This window comes from Lachnospira rogosae (ex Hitch et al. 2025) (genome assembly GCF_040096455.1).
In the GTDB taxonomy this organism is placed as follows: Bacteria; Bacillota; Clostridia; order Lachnospirales; family Lachnospiraceae; genus Lachnospira; species Lachnospira rogosae.
In genome coordinates this window covers 66,153-81,544 of sequence record NZ_JBBMER010000009.1, presented here as the reverse complement: position 1 = coordinate 81,544, position 15,392 = coordinate 66,153, and the positions used below count along the sequence as shown (strand labels likewise).

Here is a 15,392-nt window from a genome sequence, read left to right as displayed (position 1 = left end):
ATTAACAATAACGCGCAAGAATGACACTCGCAGCTATGCCTGCCGCTGTTGCAATTAATGCACCAGCAAGTGTCCAGCGCGTTTTTTTAATGCGAGCCGCCATATAATATACTGACATTGTGTAAAATACTGTTTCTGTACACCCCATAAGTATAGATGTTATAAGTCCTGTATATGAGTCTGTTCCGTACTGCTTGAATATATCAAGGCTAAGTCCGGTTGCAGCTGACGAACTGAACAGCCTTACTATAATAAGCGGCACTATGCTTGCCGGTATTCCAAGCTTTCCACACACACCGCTTAAAAGTTCAGCTATAAAATCAAGAAATCCAGAAGCTCTTAATACTCCGACCGCAACCATAAGCCCAATCAGTGTAGGTGCTATTGAAACCACTGTCCTCATTCCATCCTCTGCACCATTTACAAAGTTATCGTAATTATCACTCTTTTTGTACATTCCATATCCAACAATAATCAATATGACAAGCGGCATTATATACGCTGAAATCTTAGTCATCATCGCTCCCTCCTTGTCATAACCCTGCAAAATATAACAGCCGCAAGCGTGCTTATAGTTGTTGCTATTATTGAGGGAAATAGTATTGCAGTCGGGTCAGGACTTTTGTACTGGCTTCTGTATGCTATTATATTTACTGGAATTAACTGAATTGAAGAAATGTTAATCACAAGAAATGTACACATATCACAGCTTGCTATATTCTTATTCTCATTAAGCACTGCCATCTCTTTCATAGCCTTTATTCCTGCCGGTGTAGCCGCCCAGCCAAGTCCAAGAAAATTAGATATCATATTGGTAACTATATAGCCAAATGCTTTGGAGCTGCTTGGAACCCCCGGAAACAGCCATTTTATAAGAGGCTCTATCATGTATCTGCACTTGTCTATAAGTCCTGATTTTTCTGCTATTTCCATAAGACCGCACCAGAATGACATAATACCGAACATAGTTATACATAATGTGACAGCTTCCTTGGCGGAGGCAAATGCCCCCTGCGTGACACTTTCTATATTACCTGTGATAAGGGCGTATACTATTCCTATGATAATCATAAAGCCCCATAACCAATTAAGCATAGAACCACCCCACATATGTTTGGGATAATTCTATGCTTAATAATTATGTATTATTCTAATTAGACTGAATAATTGTATGCTCTTTTTTGAATTTTAATATCATCTCTCTTGTAAGACTTATTCCATCATCTTCTAAGTCAAGGTCGTCTGCCTTAACCCAGGTTCCAAGTGATAATTCATCTTCCTGCAATGTGATTTTATCATCACCATCAAGCTCACAGAAAAACCCTGAAAGCAGTGAACCGCTAAGTCCCCAAGGCTGGCTCTTGTAATATTTAAGGTTCTTGACCTTAAGTCCTACTTCTTCCATTACCTCACGCCTGACTGTCTGCTCTATCGTCTCTCCAGCCTCATTAAAGCCCGCGACTAAAGCATAATTCTTATATGTTCTTCCTGCATACTTTGTAAGCAGTACTCTGTCGTTATCTGTAACTGCCACGATAACCGCAGGACTTATCTTTGGGAATACCATATTGCCACATACAGGACACTTTACCATACGCTCTTTATTATCGTGTATTGTAGGTCTGCCACATCTTCCACAATAATGATTGTCCCTGTACCAGCCATATAGATGATATGCTGTTATCGCAGCAAATGCTGTGGCTTTCGGTTTGGCTTTTCTAAATGAGTCTACCCCGACAAATGAAAATCCTTCCACCACTGATGTATACTCATTATGCACTTTGGAATCTGCCATTTCACCAGCATATTGTCCTCTTAATAATTCGCCTTTTCTCTGTGCAAGAAAATATTTCGTATCATCCACAGATAAAAGGTATGTAAATGAATAATTATCAACAGAATCTTTTGATATGCCTGTCTTTATCCCCTGTATGAACTGCTTGTACAGTGGATAAGTTAATGTATCTTCTTTAATATACTTCGCAAGAAGTGATGAACCCTCAAAGAAGAAAATTACATCATTATCCTGCGGACTACATTCTACATATTGGTTATCAAGTCTATTAGGAAATATATCCTGTATCATTGTTCTCTCCAGCCGTATTACTAATTGTTATATATGTCCGATTTATTCAAAAATGTATAATAGAACATTCCATTTTCTCTACACCTGCAATCCTAGAAATAAACCATCTCTTCCACTGGTGGCTCTGCATTTTCAACCTTTTCTACATAAAGAACAGGCCCTTTCTTCTTGTATGCCATCTGGAATTCATTCTTGATTGTTGCTGTAACCATTATCCACTGTCTATTCTCTAAAGAAGCAATGTTATTATAAAAGCTTATATAGCCAATAAACTGTGTATCCTCAGCACAGCAGGTCATAACCTTTCGTCCTGGTACAAAGTTCTTATCTTTGAAATATTTATTCTTTAATACCTGCCCCTTAAATCTTACTTTCTTGCCAACATATACATCTGGTCTTTCTGATACATCCATATACCATATTCCGTAATCAGCATCATCAACCTCGATAATATCCGCATTAACATCATAAGGAAGCTGTTCTGCAATCGACATCATCTCTCCCTTATCGTCCTCAAATACAATCTGAAGTGTGTTATTAAGTGCTCTCATACTTCTTCTGTAGCTTCCAAGATCCATACCTGACTTACATCTGTTAAATATAACCATATCTGTATACTTAACAGTCTCTGCAATTATTGATCTCATATTGTTCCACTGAAGATTGAATGCTGTAGCATCAATAAGTGTTATTGACTGGTATATCTCCCAGCCTCTTGGCTTAGCTGTTCCCATAAGAAGGGCTGGATCCCACATACCATTATACTCAACAATTACTATCCAAGGGTCATACTCTTTATCAAGTTCATTAAGCTTGGCTTCTGTTAATTCTTCTTTTTCAAGAACTACCATATCCACACCATTATCTTTTAAAAGCTTCTCGCTGTATTCTTCTTCGCCTTCCTCACATACGATAAGGAGCTTATTCTTTGCCTCTGCAAACTGTCCCATTGCTATAGTATCTGAGATAAATCTGGTCTTGCCACTATCTAACTGGCCATTTATTAAAAATATAGGAATCTGATACTCTTCCTGTGCCATTATATGTCCTCCATCTATTCTAACTATATATAACACTGGGGGCTTATGCCCCCAGTCTGTGATGTCTGCGGATTGTCCAGTACTTTAACTTCCGCAATTATACATTAAATAATTCTTTAAGAGCAGCTTCTTTTAATTCTGCTCCTATTACACATATTCTTCCTGTAAAATCAGGCTTACCTTCCCTGATTTCATATTCTTCTGGTACAAGGTCAAAGAACATCCACTTACCATCTGTGCAAGGAAGCATACCCTTAGCTCTTAAGATGTTACCATAATCATCTGTCTCAGAAAGCTTTCTTAATATCTCTGAAAGTTCTTCCTTGTCATACTTGTTAGGAGTTTCTACGCCCCAGCTTGTAAATACTTCATCGGCGTGGTGATGACCATGCTCGTGATGATGTCCACAGCCACACTCGCCATCGTGATGATGATGTTCATGCTCTTCATCGTGGTGGTCATGTCCGCAGCCACATTCATCATCGTGATGATGGTGATGTTCGTGTTCTTCATCGTGGTGGTCGTGTCCGCAGCCACACTCCCCATCGTGATGGTGATGTTCATGCTCTTCATCGTGGTGGTCGTGTCCGCAGCCACACTCCCCATCGTGATGATGGTGATGTTCGTGTTCCTCTGCCACCTTTGCTGCTGCCTCTGCAAGCATTTCAAGTTCAAGATTAGTAACATTTTCCATAGCATCAAGTATCTGCTTGCCATCAATATCATCCCAAGGAGTTGTTATAATATGAGCATCCTTATTAAGTGATCTGATAAGTTCAATATCTGTCTTTAACTTGGCTTCTGACACATTCTGTGTTCTACTAAGAATAATAGTTCCAGCGTGCTCAATCTGGTTGTTAAAGAACTCACCAAAGTTCTTCATATATACCTTTACCTTAGAAGCATCGGCTACTGTTGAAGCACTGTTTAAACGGATTTCATTCTCAATATGAAGATCCTTTACAGCCTTAATAACGTCTGAAAGCTTTCCAACACCTGATGGTTCGATAATAATTCTGTCTGGGTGGTACTTCTCAACAACTTCCTTTAAAGATGTTCCGAAATCACCAACTAAAGAACAGCATATGCAGCCTGAATTCATCTCTCTGATTTCAACGCCTGACTCCTTTAAGAAACCGCCATCAATACCTATCTCGCCAAATTCATTTTCTATAAGCACAACCTGCTCACCAGCAAGTCCTTCTTTTAAAAGCTTTGCAATAAGAGTAGTCTTACCTGCTCCCAAAAATCCTGATATAATATCTACTTTTGTCATATTATCCTCCATTCTGTCTATACATTTAACTAATAATTTACCTTACCTAATTTTTATTATACGCTTGTTGTCAATCCCCTCTTTCAAGTCTTAACTGTTCTGCGTATTCGCTTATCTTTCTGAGTCTGTGATTGACACCCGACTTGCCAACAGGCGGGTCTAACAATGCACCTATATCTTTAAGGTTCATATCCTCGTGTTCAAGCCTTACCTCGGCAACCTGTCTTAAGCTGTCCTTAAGGCTTCCAAGACCAACTGTATCCCTTATATATATTATGTCCTTAGTCTGCTTTACCGCAGCGGCAACCGTCTTGTTAAGGTTCGCAGTTTCGCAGTTAACCTTACGGTTCACGTCATTACGCATTTCTTTAAGAATCATAACATTGTAGAGATTCATCTGCGAAACATATGCTCCCATAAGATTAAGCACATCTGTTATATTACTGCCTTCCTTCATATATACTATATAATCATTCTTGCGGACTGTAATCTTAGCATCAAGCCCGAAGAATATAAGCATATCACACAGGCACTGTGCATCTTCTTCATAGTCGCATACTATTTCATAATGATAGAACTTATTAGGATCGCTTATAGAACCTGCCGCTATAAATGCACCTCTTATAAATGCTTTCTTACAGCAGTCCTTCTGCACTATTCTTGGGTCAACAAATACAGGTTCAATATTATCAAATGTTTCATCAGCCCATTTAAGTGTCTGCAATATTTTAGCGACATATTCCTGATTTTCTATTCTGATTGTTGTGTCACGACTGCTCTTTGAAACATATATTATATCGCCTGTATCAATATCAAATATCTGCTCTAATAATACTATAAACTTGTATCTTGCAATCTCGTTCTCAGTAGACATCTCTATCTGCATTCTTTTGCCCGATGCTCTCCTGATACGTCCTGACATTCCCATAATCGCAGCAAATTCAGCTATCTGGCAGTGTCTTGCCATATCAATTCTGGTGCTTAATTCTTCTTTAACATCTGAAGAAAACGACATTACTTATCTCCCTTTCTCTTAGCATCTTTGTCTATATCACGATGTTCAGCTTTACAGCCATATGGTGTACTTGCTATTCTTGCCGCCAGCTCATTGGCAAGTGTTACTGAACGGTGCTTTCCTCCTGTACAGCCAACAGCTATAACAAGGCTTGACTTGCCCTCTTTTACATAGTTAGGAAGAAGAAATTGTATAAGATCATCTACCTTATTAAGAAATTCTTTCGCCTCTGGTGCTTTCATTACAAATGACTGTATTGGTTTGTCATTGCCTGTAAGCGGCCTTAATTCTTCAACATAATATGGATTAGGCAGAAATCTTACATCAAATACAATATCTGCATCTACTGGTATTCCGTATTTAAAGCCAAATGACAGCACAGTTACAAATAAATTGTTATACTCCTTACGTTCAAGAATTATCTTCTGTAACTCCTGCTTTAATTCTCTTGTAAGAAGCGTACTTGTATCAACAATATAATCTGCCCTCTGCTTAAGGAACTTTAACTGTTCCCTCTCAAGCTCAATACCTCTGTCAACTCGTCCGTCCTTCGCAAGCGGATGTGTCCTTCTCGTTTCTTTATAACGCTTTACAAGCACTTCGTCACTAGATTCAAGGAATAATATTTTATAGTTATACTGGCGTTTTTTCATATAATCAAGTACGGACTCGAACTCTGCAAGAGAATGTCCGCTTCTTATATCAACGCCTAATGCTATATTATTATATCCGTTATCCTGTTCCTGACAGTCTGCCAGCTCCGCAAATTTAGGTATAAGCGATATAGGCATATTATCAACACAATAATATCCCTCATCTTCAAGCATATTTAATGCTGTTGATTTACCTGCACCTGACATTCCCGTTACAATAACTATCTTCATAAGTTCCTCCACGGCATTTAACTAAAATCTCCGAGCTTTATAACCTCCAGTTCAAGATCTACACCTGACTGCTGTTTAACTTTATCCTTAACCATATCAGTAAGCATACACACATCCTTTGCTGTTGCATTGCCTGTATTAACAACAAAACCAGAATGTTTCTCTGAAACCATTGCTCCGCCAACTGACACTCCTTTAAGTCCTGCATCTTCTATAAGCTTAGCTGCAAAGAAGCCTTGTGGACGTTTAAATGCACTTCCTGCACTAGGATATTCCAAAGGCTGCTTAGCTCTTCTCTTAACAGCAAGTTCCTTTATAAGTGCCTTGATTGTGTCAGTATCACCTTTCTGTAATCTGAACACAGCACTGACAACTATATAATCCATAGCCGCTATACAGCTTGTTCTATAACCTAACTCAAGTTCGTCCCTGCTAAGGCTTATAAGCCTGCCGCTTCGGTCGAGTACATCGGCACTAACTATTATGTCTTTAATCTCTCCACCATATGCACCTGCATTCATTCTAACTGCACCGCCTACGCTTCCCGGTATTCCCGTTGCGAATTCAAAGCCTGCAAGTCCCTTATCTGCCAGCTTGTTACCGAGTCTTGACAACATCATTCCTGACATAACCTTTACAGTAACATCATCAATATATTCTACCTCGTCAAATGTATCTGAAAGCTGTATTACAACTCCTCTTATTCCTTTATCTGATACTAAAAGGTTGCTTCCGTTACCTATAACGCAGTATTCGATGTCTGATTTATTCAAAAATTGAATTAATGATTGTAACTCCTCAATAGAAGATGGCTGTACATAATAATCTGCACAGCCTCCAATTCTAAATGTAGTATGAATATTCATAGGTTCACCAGTTCTTACCTGTGTGTCACCTACAATTAATTTAAGATTATCTAACAGCTCATTGTTATCCATAAGCTTCTTACTCTCCAATCTTTTATATTAACCTAATGCCAGCTTGGCAGCTCCATACATACCTGCATCATTACCAAGTTCAGCCCTGACTATCTTAGTATTCTTGCACGCATGAAATGCGTATTCTTTGTAATACTTAGCAACTCTTTCTATAAGATAATCACCTGCCGCTGATACTCCGCCACCAATACATATAACCTCTGTATCAGTCATAGCAGAAGCACAGGCAATGCCTTTTCCTAAATATCTGCATACATAATCAACAATCTTTATGGCACACGCATCTCCTGATTTGGCTTCATCAAATACTGCCTTAGCAGATATATAAGGAAGTGCCCTAAGTGCCGATGGCTCATCGGTTGCATTTAACATTCTTGTCGCTGTTCTGACTATGCCTGTTGCTGATGCCACCTGCTCAAGACAGCCCTTATTACCGCAGTTACAGTATTCTGTCTCCTCCTCTACTATAGGCAGATGTCCTATCTCTGCCGCAGCACCATTGTATCCGCATATTGGCTTACCGTCAATTATAACTCCGCCGCCAACACCTGTTCCTATTGTAACTAATACAACGCTTGAATATGCTTTCGCACTTCCCATCCAGTATTCACCAAGTGCCGCCATATTGGCATCATTGCCAACTTTAACTTCATAGCCTGTCATATCTTTAAAAGTCTGTGCAACGTTAAATACACCCCAGCCAAGATTGACACATTTGTTGACTGTTCCATCTTCTCTTACCGCACCCGGAACTCCTATTCCAACGCCTTTAATCTCATCACAGCTTCGTCCTGCCGCTTTCACAAGCTCTGGAATATGTTCTTTAATGTCTGATAAAATAAGACTTCCGCCCTCATCTTTCCTTGTTGGTATCTCATCCTTGTATACAAGCGTGCCATCTGTTGTGAACACGCCGCATTTGCAAGTTGTTCCACCTATATCAATGCCAAGAACTATATCCTTAAATAAACTCATCTTCATCATCACCCCTCATAAGGTTCTCTTGTACTCTTCTATATAACTCCTTAGCCGCATTGTAACCCATCTTCTTCTGTCTGTGGTTTACAGCCGCAGCCTCAACTATTACTGCAAGATTACGTCCTGGTCTTATTGGAAGCGAATGACACACTACTTTATTGCCAAGATATTCTGTGTATTCTTCTTCAAGTCCAAGTCTGTCATACTCCTTGTCCTTATTCCAGTCCTCAAGCTTGATAACCATATCAATCTCCTGAGTTTCCTTAACACTCTCTACACCGAAAAGTGTCTTTACATCAATAATACCAATACCTCTTAACTCTATGAAATACTTAGTAACTCCTGGTGCTGAACCAACTAATGTTTCATCACTTACTTTTCTAATCTCGACAGCATCATCTGTTACAAGACGGTGGCCTCTCTTTATAAGCTCAAGCGCTGCTTCACTCTTACCTATACCACTCTCACCTGTAATAAGCACACCTTCGCCATATACATCAACTAATACACCGTGTATTACTATGCAAGGTGCAAGCTGTACTTTAAGCCATCTTATAACTTCTGCTGAAAATGAAGATGTTGACTCAGCAGACTTTAATATTGGAATCTGATATTTCTTTGCAAGCTCTATAATCTCTGCCTCCGGCTCTAAATTCCTACAGAAGATAAGGCAGGGAATATTGCTTGATAACAACTGCATATATCTTTCATAACGCTCTGTTTCTGAAAGGCTCTTAAGATAAGCATATTCTACATTACCTATAATCTGTATTCTGTCATTATCGAACTGGTCATAAAATCCGGTGAGCTGTAACGCTGGCCTGTTAAATTCTGGAACGTGAATCCATATTCCCTTAACATCAATATCAGGTGTAAGATTAACAAGATTCATCTTCTCGATTACCTTGAATAAATTAACTCTTTCTTTTCCGTTCATATCTACTCCAATCCTGCGCAATTATGCCACATTTTATATTTCATTGCCTTACTTAAGACTATATATCTTCTGACTATCTATTATTAATAGTTTAACACAGTGCAATTAATATTGAAAGACATTAAAATAACACATCAATGAAAATATTTGTATATGTTCTGCGCTACATTTTCTGTAATTCCTTCTGCCTCCATAAGCTCACTTACATTGGCATTACGGATTTTGTCAATATCAAGAAAATGTTTCATCAACGCTTTTCTTCTTGCTGGTCCGATTCCTTCAATCTCATCAAGAACTGAGCTTACCTGCTTCTTGCTTCTTAATGACCTGTGGTATTCTATCGCAAATCTATGTGCCTCATCCTGAACCCTTGTTATAAGCTTAAAACCTTCACTATGCCTGTCTATTGGAATTTCTACATTATTATAGTAAAGTCCCCTTGTGTTATGGTTATCGTCCTTAACCATACCGCATACAGGAATATTAATATGAAGTTCATCAAGAACCTCCAGTGCAATGTTCACCTGTCCTCGTCCACCATCCATCATTATAAGGTCCGGGTACACAGCAAACCCCCTTGTCTCTTCCTCACCTGCACGCTCTCTCATTCCTCTTGTAAAACGTCTTGTAAGTACTTCTCTCATACTCTTATAATCATCAGGCCCTTTGACCGTCTTAATCTTGAACTTTCTATAATCATTTTTCTTAGGTCTTCCGTCCTCAAATACAACCATTGAACCAACTGACTCAACACCACTTGTATTAGATATATCATAAGCCTCTGCACGCCTTATCGAAACAAGCCCAAGCCAGTCTGCTATCTGCTTCATAGCACCTGTTGTCCTTTTCTCCTCAAGCTTAATCTTCTCTGCATCTTTAGTTAATACCATAAGTGCATTCTTATGGGCAAGTTCAACCATTTTCTCCTTATCGCCCTTCTTTGGCGTGATAATTGTAACTTTCCGCTTCTTCCTGCTTGAAAGCCAGTCGGCGATTGTACCAGCATCCTCAATCTCCTCCTGTGTCATTATCACATTGGGAATATATGGTGTTCCACCATAATACTGCTTCATAAATTCTGACAAAATGCCGCTTCTGCTGTCATTCGTTGCAACCTTCATATGGAAATGCTCACGTCCAAGAAGCTTGCCCTGTCTTATAAAGAATACCTGTACAACTGCATCTTCCGCGTCCATAGCGCACGCAATTACATCTCTGTCTGTTGCATCATCTGCTGTTATCTTCTGCTTCTGTGCGATCTGCTTAACGCTGATTAACAAATCCCTGTATCTAGCGGCTTCCTCATATTCCATACGCTCGGAACAATCCTGCATTTTATTCGTCAGCTCATTAATAATCTCAGAATAATTACCATTAAGGAAGCTTATTACTTTATCTATATTTTTTTTATATTCATCTTTGTTCACATAACCCTGACAAGGTGCATTGCACTGTCCGATATGGTAATTAAGGCATGGTCTGTCCTTGCCTATATCTTTAGGAAGTCTCCTGTTGCACGTTCTTACCTTGTAAAGCTTACAGAGCAGTTCAATTGTCTCCTTGACAGCACCTGCTGATGTGTACGGTCCAAAGAATTTGCCAGTTCCGTGCTTCATTGTTCTTGAGAATAACACTCTTGGAAATTCCTCTCCAATAGTAACCTTAATAAAAGGATAACTCTTGTCGTCCTTTAACATCGTGTTATATTTTGGTCTGTGTTCCTTTATAAGATTACATTCAAGCACCAGTGCTTCAAGCTCAGAATCTGTCACGATATACTCAAAATATGCAATATGTGAAACCATCTGGACAACTTTTGCCGAATGATTTTTATTACTCTGAAAATATTGTCTTACACGATTTTTTAATATCTTAGCCTTGCCGACATATATAATTGTGTCGTGTTTATCGTGCATAATATACACTCCCGGCTTATCTGGGAGCTTCTTTAATTCTTCTTCTAGATTAAACATATAAGCCTCTTTAATTCTATATAATAACTCCTGCCACTAATATTACAAAATGGATATACATATGATACCATAATATCACAAATGTATATCCATTTTACCTTTATTATTTTACATTTACTCAGCCTCTGCCAAGCTTCAATGCCTTATGATTAAGCTCTCTGTATTTCTCTGGGACTATCTCATCTATTGCTTTATCCCACACCTCATATGGAATGTCTTTGAAATAATCTGATAATCTTCCCATAAGTACAATATTAACCGCTTTGGCCGACCCTGCTTCTTCTGCTATTGATAAGAAATCTTTAGCATCGACCTTTGCACCTGCACTCTCAAGCTTTTCAATAATATTATCTGGATACTGCATAGCACCTGTAATTACCGGCATTGGGTCAACTTCCTGCGTGTTAGTTATTATCTGTCCGCCAATCTTTAAATATTCAATCCATCTTAACGCTTCAAGCTTCTCAAATGAAAGAATATAATCAGCCTCACCTTTATCAATAACTGGAGAATATACCTTATCTCCAAATCTTACATAAGTAACAACACTTCCGCCTCGCTGGCTCATTCCGTGTACCTCTGACACTTTAACATCATATCCCTGCTGCATAAGAACATAACCAAGCAGTTTACTTGCCAGAAGTGTTCCCTGTCCGCCAACACCAACAATCATAATATTCTTAACTGAATTACTCATACATATTCCTCATTTCCGACATTATCAGATGCCCTGCCTAATTTCACATCAAGCAAATCTAATTTGAACAAATCGGACATCTAATACTTTTTTCTATTCCATTAACACCTAATATACATCGCCTTACAACATTATATTGCCTCGAACTTACACATCTGTGAACATACTTTACAGCCTATGCAGAGTGTAGGGTCAATATGTGCTTTCTTATCTTTAACTGCAATTGCTGGACAGCCTATGCTCATACACTGTTTACAGCCAACACATTTGCTTTCATCTACACTGATTGGTGGTTTATGTACTGTTCCTTTAATCATAACGCAAGGTCTGCGGCTTATAATAATAGATGGTTCTTTAGCTGCAAGCTCCTCTGTAACAGCTTCCTCAACTGCCTTAAGGTCATATGGGTCTACAACCCTTACTCTGTTAAAGCCCAATGCCCTGCATAATGCTTCAAGATCAACCTTTCCTGCTGGTTCACCACGAAGGTTCTTTCCTGTAGTTGGATTTTGCTGGTGTCCTGTCATTCCTGTAATAGAATTATCAAGGATAATCACTGTCGAATTACTCATATTATAAGAAATGTCTGTTATACCTGTCATTCCTGAATGAATAAATGTTGAATCTCCGATAACACCTACGCTGTTACTCTCTGCTTCCTCACCTATAGCTTTATTAAAGCCGTGAAGTCCTGAACAGGAAGCTCCCATACAGACATTCAAATCCATTGCATTAAGCGGTGCAACTGCGCCCAATGTATAACAGCCAATATCACCATATACCATACATTTTTTCTTCTTTAAAATGTAGAATATTCCTCTATGTGGACAGCCTGCACACATAACTGGAGGACGTGCTGGAACATTTTCTTCTATAGTAATATGCTCTGGTTCTTTCATACCAAGACATTTTCTTACAAGGTTCTGGGAGAACTCGCCGCATATAGGAAATGTATCCTTACCAGCCACCTTAATTCCAAGCTGTTTGCAGTGATTTTCAATTATAGGGTCTAACTCTTCAAGAACAATAACCTTATCTACCTTCTGTGCAAAGTCTTTTATAAGCTTTTCTGGGAGTGGATTAATCATTCCAAGCTTTAATATGCTAACTTTATCACCTAATACTTCCCTTGCATACTGGTATGAAGTAGAGTCTGTGATAATTCCCACACTTGTATCCTCACCCATCTCAACTCTGTTAAGTTCTGTGCTTTCAGCATATTCTATCAATGCCTTAGTTCTCTCCTCAACCCTTATATGAGCATTTCTTGAGTTAAGTGTCATCATTACTTTAGCTGGGTCTTTTACATAAGGAACTCTATCTGGCTCAACTCTTTCCTCTGTATCAACTATGCTCTGTGAATGGGCTACTCTCGTGACCATTTTTAAAAGGACTGGTGTATTGAACTTTTCGGACATTTCAAATGCTTTCTTAACAAATACTCTCGACTCCTCTGAGTCTGATGGCTCAAGCATTGGAAGCTTCGCCGCAATTGCATAATGCCTTGAATCCTGCTCATTCTGTGATGAATGCATACCCGGGTCATCTGCAACACACACTACAAGTCCTGCATTAAGCCCCTGATAAGATATTGTAAATAATGGGTCTGCCGCAACATTTAAGCCTACGTGCTTCATAGCACACGCCGCTCTTACACCACCAAGTGTTGCTCCATGAGCCACCTCTAATGCAACCTTTTCATTAGGTGCCCATTCACAATATATCTCATTGTAAGCTGCTGCCTCCTCTGTAATCTCTGTACTAGGAGTTCCCGGATAACTTGATATAACCTTACAACCAGCTTCATATAACCCTCTGGCAACCGCTTTGTTGCCTAACATTAACTCTTTCATACCTTTTCCTTCCATCATCTATAATAATATCTGTATTGCATATTAATCTATAATCACAATTATGCTTTGTTCTCCATCGCAACAAGCTTATCTGCTCCATATATTTTACGAAGCTTTGGTTTCTCTATCTTACCTGTTGCATTTCTTGGTATATCCGCAAATATTATCTGCTTAGGTCTTTTATAACGTGGAAGCTCAAGACAGAACTTTTCGATTTCTTCCTCTGTACAACTGACTCCGTCTTTAATCTCTATAATTGCTGCTGTCTTCTCGCCTAGACGCCTGTCAGGAAGACCAATTACCGCCGCATCCTTTATCTTGTGAAATCTTCTTAAGAAATCCTCTATCTGCACAGGATATATATTCTCTCCACCTGATACAATAACATCTTTCTTCCTGTCCACAAGAAAATAAAAGCCATCTTTATCCTGCATAGCCATATCACCTGTATACAGCCAGCCGTCTTTTAATACTTCCTTTGTAGCAGCTTCATTTCTATAATAACAAGTCATAACTCCGGGTCCTTTAACACATAGCTCACCGACTTCACCCTGACAGACTTCATTATCATTCTCATCAACAATCTTACATTCCCAGCCATAACCCGGAATTCCAATTGCACCAACTTTATCTATATTCTCAACTCCAAGATGAACACAGCCCGGTCCAGTTGACTCTGACAAACCATAGTTAGTATCATATTGATGATTAGGAAAATATTTCCTCCACCTCTTAATAAGTGATGGTGGAACTGGCTGAGCACCTATATGCATAAGACGCCACTGCGATAAATTGTAATCTGATAACTTAATCTTTCCTGAATCCAATGCATCAAGAATATCCTGTGCCCAAGGCACTAACAGCCATACTATAGTGCAGTGTTCACTTGATACTGCTGACAATATCTGTTCCGGCTTCGTTCCTTTAAGAAGAACCGCCTTACTTCCTGCAACAAGGCTTCCCATCCAGTGGAACTTTGCTCCTGTATGATAAAGTGGTGGTATACATAAAAATGTATCATCTCTGCCAGTAGAATGGTGCTTCTGTTCCATAACAGCCGCCTGTGTAAGGCTTTGGTGCTTATGAAGTATTGCTTTAGGAAATCCTGTTGTTCCTGATGAAAAATATATCGCACCATAATCATCTTCCGTTATCTTAACATCTGGCTCTTTACTTGAACAATCAGCAACAAGCTCGTGATAGCTTTCTGCAAAGCTTGGACAGTTGTCTCCTACATATATAAGAAGTCTTCCTCTTAATAATCTCTCAGCATTAACCTCTATTCTTCCAATGAATGCAAAGCCAAATACAATGACATCTACCTGTGCAAGTTCAGCGCAATAGTATATCTCATCTGAGTCATATCTGAAATTAAATGGCACTGCTATTGCACCTGTCTTTAATACACCAAAATATATTGGCAGCCATTCCAGGCAGTTATACATAAGAATAGCAACCTTATCCCCTTTCTTAACTCCACGGCTTATAAGCATATTGGCAAACCTATTGGCTTTCTCATTAAATACGCTCCATGTAATCTCACGCCTATATGGCATATTGGCACTTGGCTGTATTAAATCAAATTCTTTCCAAGTTGTTCTCCTTGTATCTTTCTCATCTGGATTTAGTTCAACCAAGGCAACTTCATCGGGGTATAACTCGGCATTTCTTATTAAATATTCTGTTACTGGCATAGCATTTTCCCTTCCATTATT

14 protein-coding genes are annotated in these 15,392 nt (G+C 39.0%); all 14 read right to left on the bottom strand.

Annotation, left to right across the window (positions count from 1 at the left end; genetic code table 11):
- Nucleotide 1: 1 nt before the first annotated feature.
- The 14 genes from WMO14_RS11545 to WMO14_RS11480 all read right to left on the bottom strand — a co-directional run bounded on the left by WMO14_RS11545 (nucleotide 2) and on the right by WMO14_RS11480 (nucleotide 15,371).
- Entirely contained in the window at nucleotides 2-520 is a 519-nt protein-coding gene (locus tag WMO14_RS11545) for a spore maturation protein (protein WP_349153864.1), read from the bottom strand.
- Entirely contained in the window at nucleotides 517-1,095 is a 579-nt protein-coding gene (locus WMO14_RS11540) for a nucleoside recognition domain-containing protein (RefSeq protein WP_349153863.1), read from the bottom strand. The genes WMO14_RS11545 and WMO14_RS11540 overlap by 4 nt, the downstream gene beginning before the upstream one ends.
- Before the next feature lie 55 nt (nucleotides 1,096-1,150).
- The gene (gene nudC / locus WMO14_RS11535; RefSeq protein ID WP_349153862.1) at nucleotides 1,151-2,086 is read right to left on the bottom strand and encodes an NAD(+) diphosphatase; all 936 of its coding nucleotides are present in this window, start codon (nucleotides 2,084-2,086) and stop codon (nucleotides 1,151-1,153) included.
- Nucleotides 2,087-2,178: 92 nt separating this feature from the next.
- Nucleotides 2,179-3,126, bottom strand: coding sequence for a TIGR03943 family putative permease subunit (locus WMO14_RS11530; protein WP_055177505.1), 948 nt, complete (start codon nucleotides 3,124-3,126; stop codon nucleotides 2,179-2,181).
- A gap of 97 nt (nucleotides 3,127-3,223) precedes the next feature.
- Nucleotides 3,224-4,402 carry a CobW family GTP-binding protein gene (locus WMO14_RS11525; protein WP_022502474.1) on the bottom strand — a complete coding sequence of 393 codons (1,179 nt, stop codon included), beginning with the start codon at nucleotides 4,400-4,402 and terminating at the stop codon, nucleotides 3,224-3,226.
- 70 nt (nucleotides 4,403-4,472) lie between these two features.
- Nucleotides 4,473-5,417: a DNA-binding protein WhiA gene (whiA, locus tag WMO14_RS11520; protein ID WP_022502475.1), complete on the bottom strand. Its 945-nt coding sequence runs from the start codon at nucleotides 5,415-5,417 to the stop codon at nucleotides 4,473-4,475.
- Nucleotides 5,417-6,301 carry an RNase adapter RapZ gene (gene rapZ, locus WMO14_RS11515; RefSeq protein WP_349153861.1) on the bottom strand — a complete coding sequence of 295 codons (885 nt, stop codon included), beginning with the start codon at nucleotides 6,299-6,301 and terminating at the stop codon, nucleotides 5,417-5,419. The genes whiA and rapZ overlap by 1 nt, the downstream gene beginning before the upstream one ends.
- Before the next feature lie 17 nt (nucleotides 6,302-6,318).
- Nucleotides 6,319-7,239 (bottom strand): UDP-N-acetylmuramate dehydrogenase, encoded by a 921-nt coding sequence (gene murB, locus WMO14_RS11510; protein ID WP_349153860.1) that lies wholly within the window; start codon nucleotides 7,237-7,239, stop codon nucleotides 6,319-6,321.
- 27 nt (nucleotides 7,240-7,266) lie between these two features.
- Complete coding sequence (locus WMO14_RS11505) at nucleotides 7,267-8,220, bottom strand: ROK family glucokinase (protein ID WP_318295694.1); 954 nt, start codon at nucleotides 8,218-8,220, stop codon at nucleotides 7,267-7,269.
- A complete protein-coding gene (gene hprK / locus WMO14_RS11500) occupies nucleotides 8,201-9,154 on the bottom strand; it encodes an HPr(Ser) kinase/phosphatase (RefSeq protein WP_022502479.1) in 954 nt (317 codons plus the stop codon). The genes WMO14_RS11505 and hprK overlap by 20 nt, the downstream gene beginning before the upstream one ends.
- Before the next feature lie 134 nt (nucleotides 9,155-9,288).
- Nucleotides 9,289-11,127: an excinuclease ABC subunit UvrC gene (gene uvrC, locus WMO14_RS11495; RefSeq protein WP_055306960.1), complete on the bottom strand. Its 1,839-nt coding sequence runs from the start codon at nucleotides 11,125-11,127 to the stop codon at nucleotides 9,289-9,291.
- 118 nt (nucleotides 11,128-11,245) lie between these two features.
- Nucleotides 11,246-11,824 carry an indolepyruvate oxidoreductase subunit beta gene (locus WMO14_RS11490; RefSeq protein WP_055177500.1) on the bottom strand — a complete coding sequence of 193 codons (579 nt, stop codon included), beginning with the start codon at nucleotides 11,822-11,824 and terminating at the stop codon, nucleotides 11,246-11,248.
- A 131-nt stretch (nucleotides 11,825-11,955) separates the two neighbouring features.
- Nucleotides 11,956-13,677, bottom strand: coding sequence for an indolepyruvate ferredoxin oxidoreductase subunit alpha (gene iorA, locus WMO14_RS11485; RefSeq protein WP_055177499.1), 1,722 nt, complete (start codon nucleotides 13,675-13,677; stop codon nucleotides 11,956-11,958).
- 59 nt (nucleotides 13,678-13,736) lie between these two features.
- Nucleotides 13,737-15,371, bottom strand: a complete 1,635-nt coding sequence (locus WMO14_RS11480; protein ID WP_055177498.1) for a class I adenylate-forming enzyme family protein — start codon at nucleotides 15,369-15,371, stop codon at nucleotides 13,737-13,739.
- Between the last annotated feature and the right edge of the window lie 21 nt (nucleotides 15,372-15,392).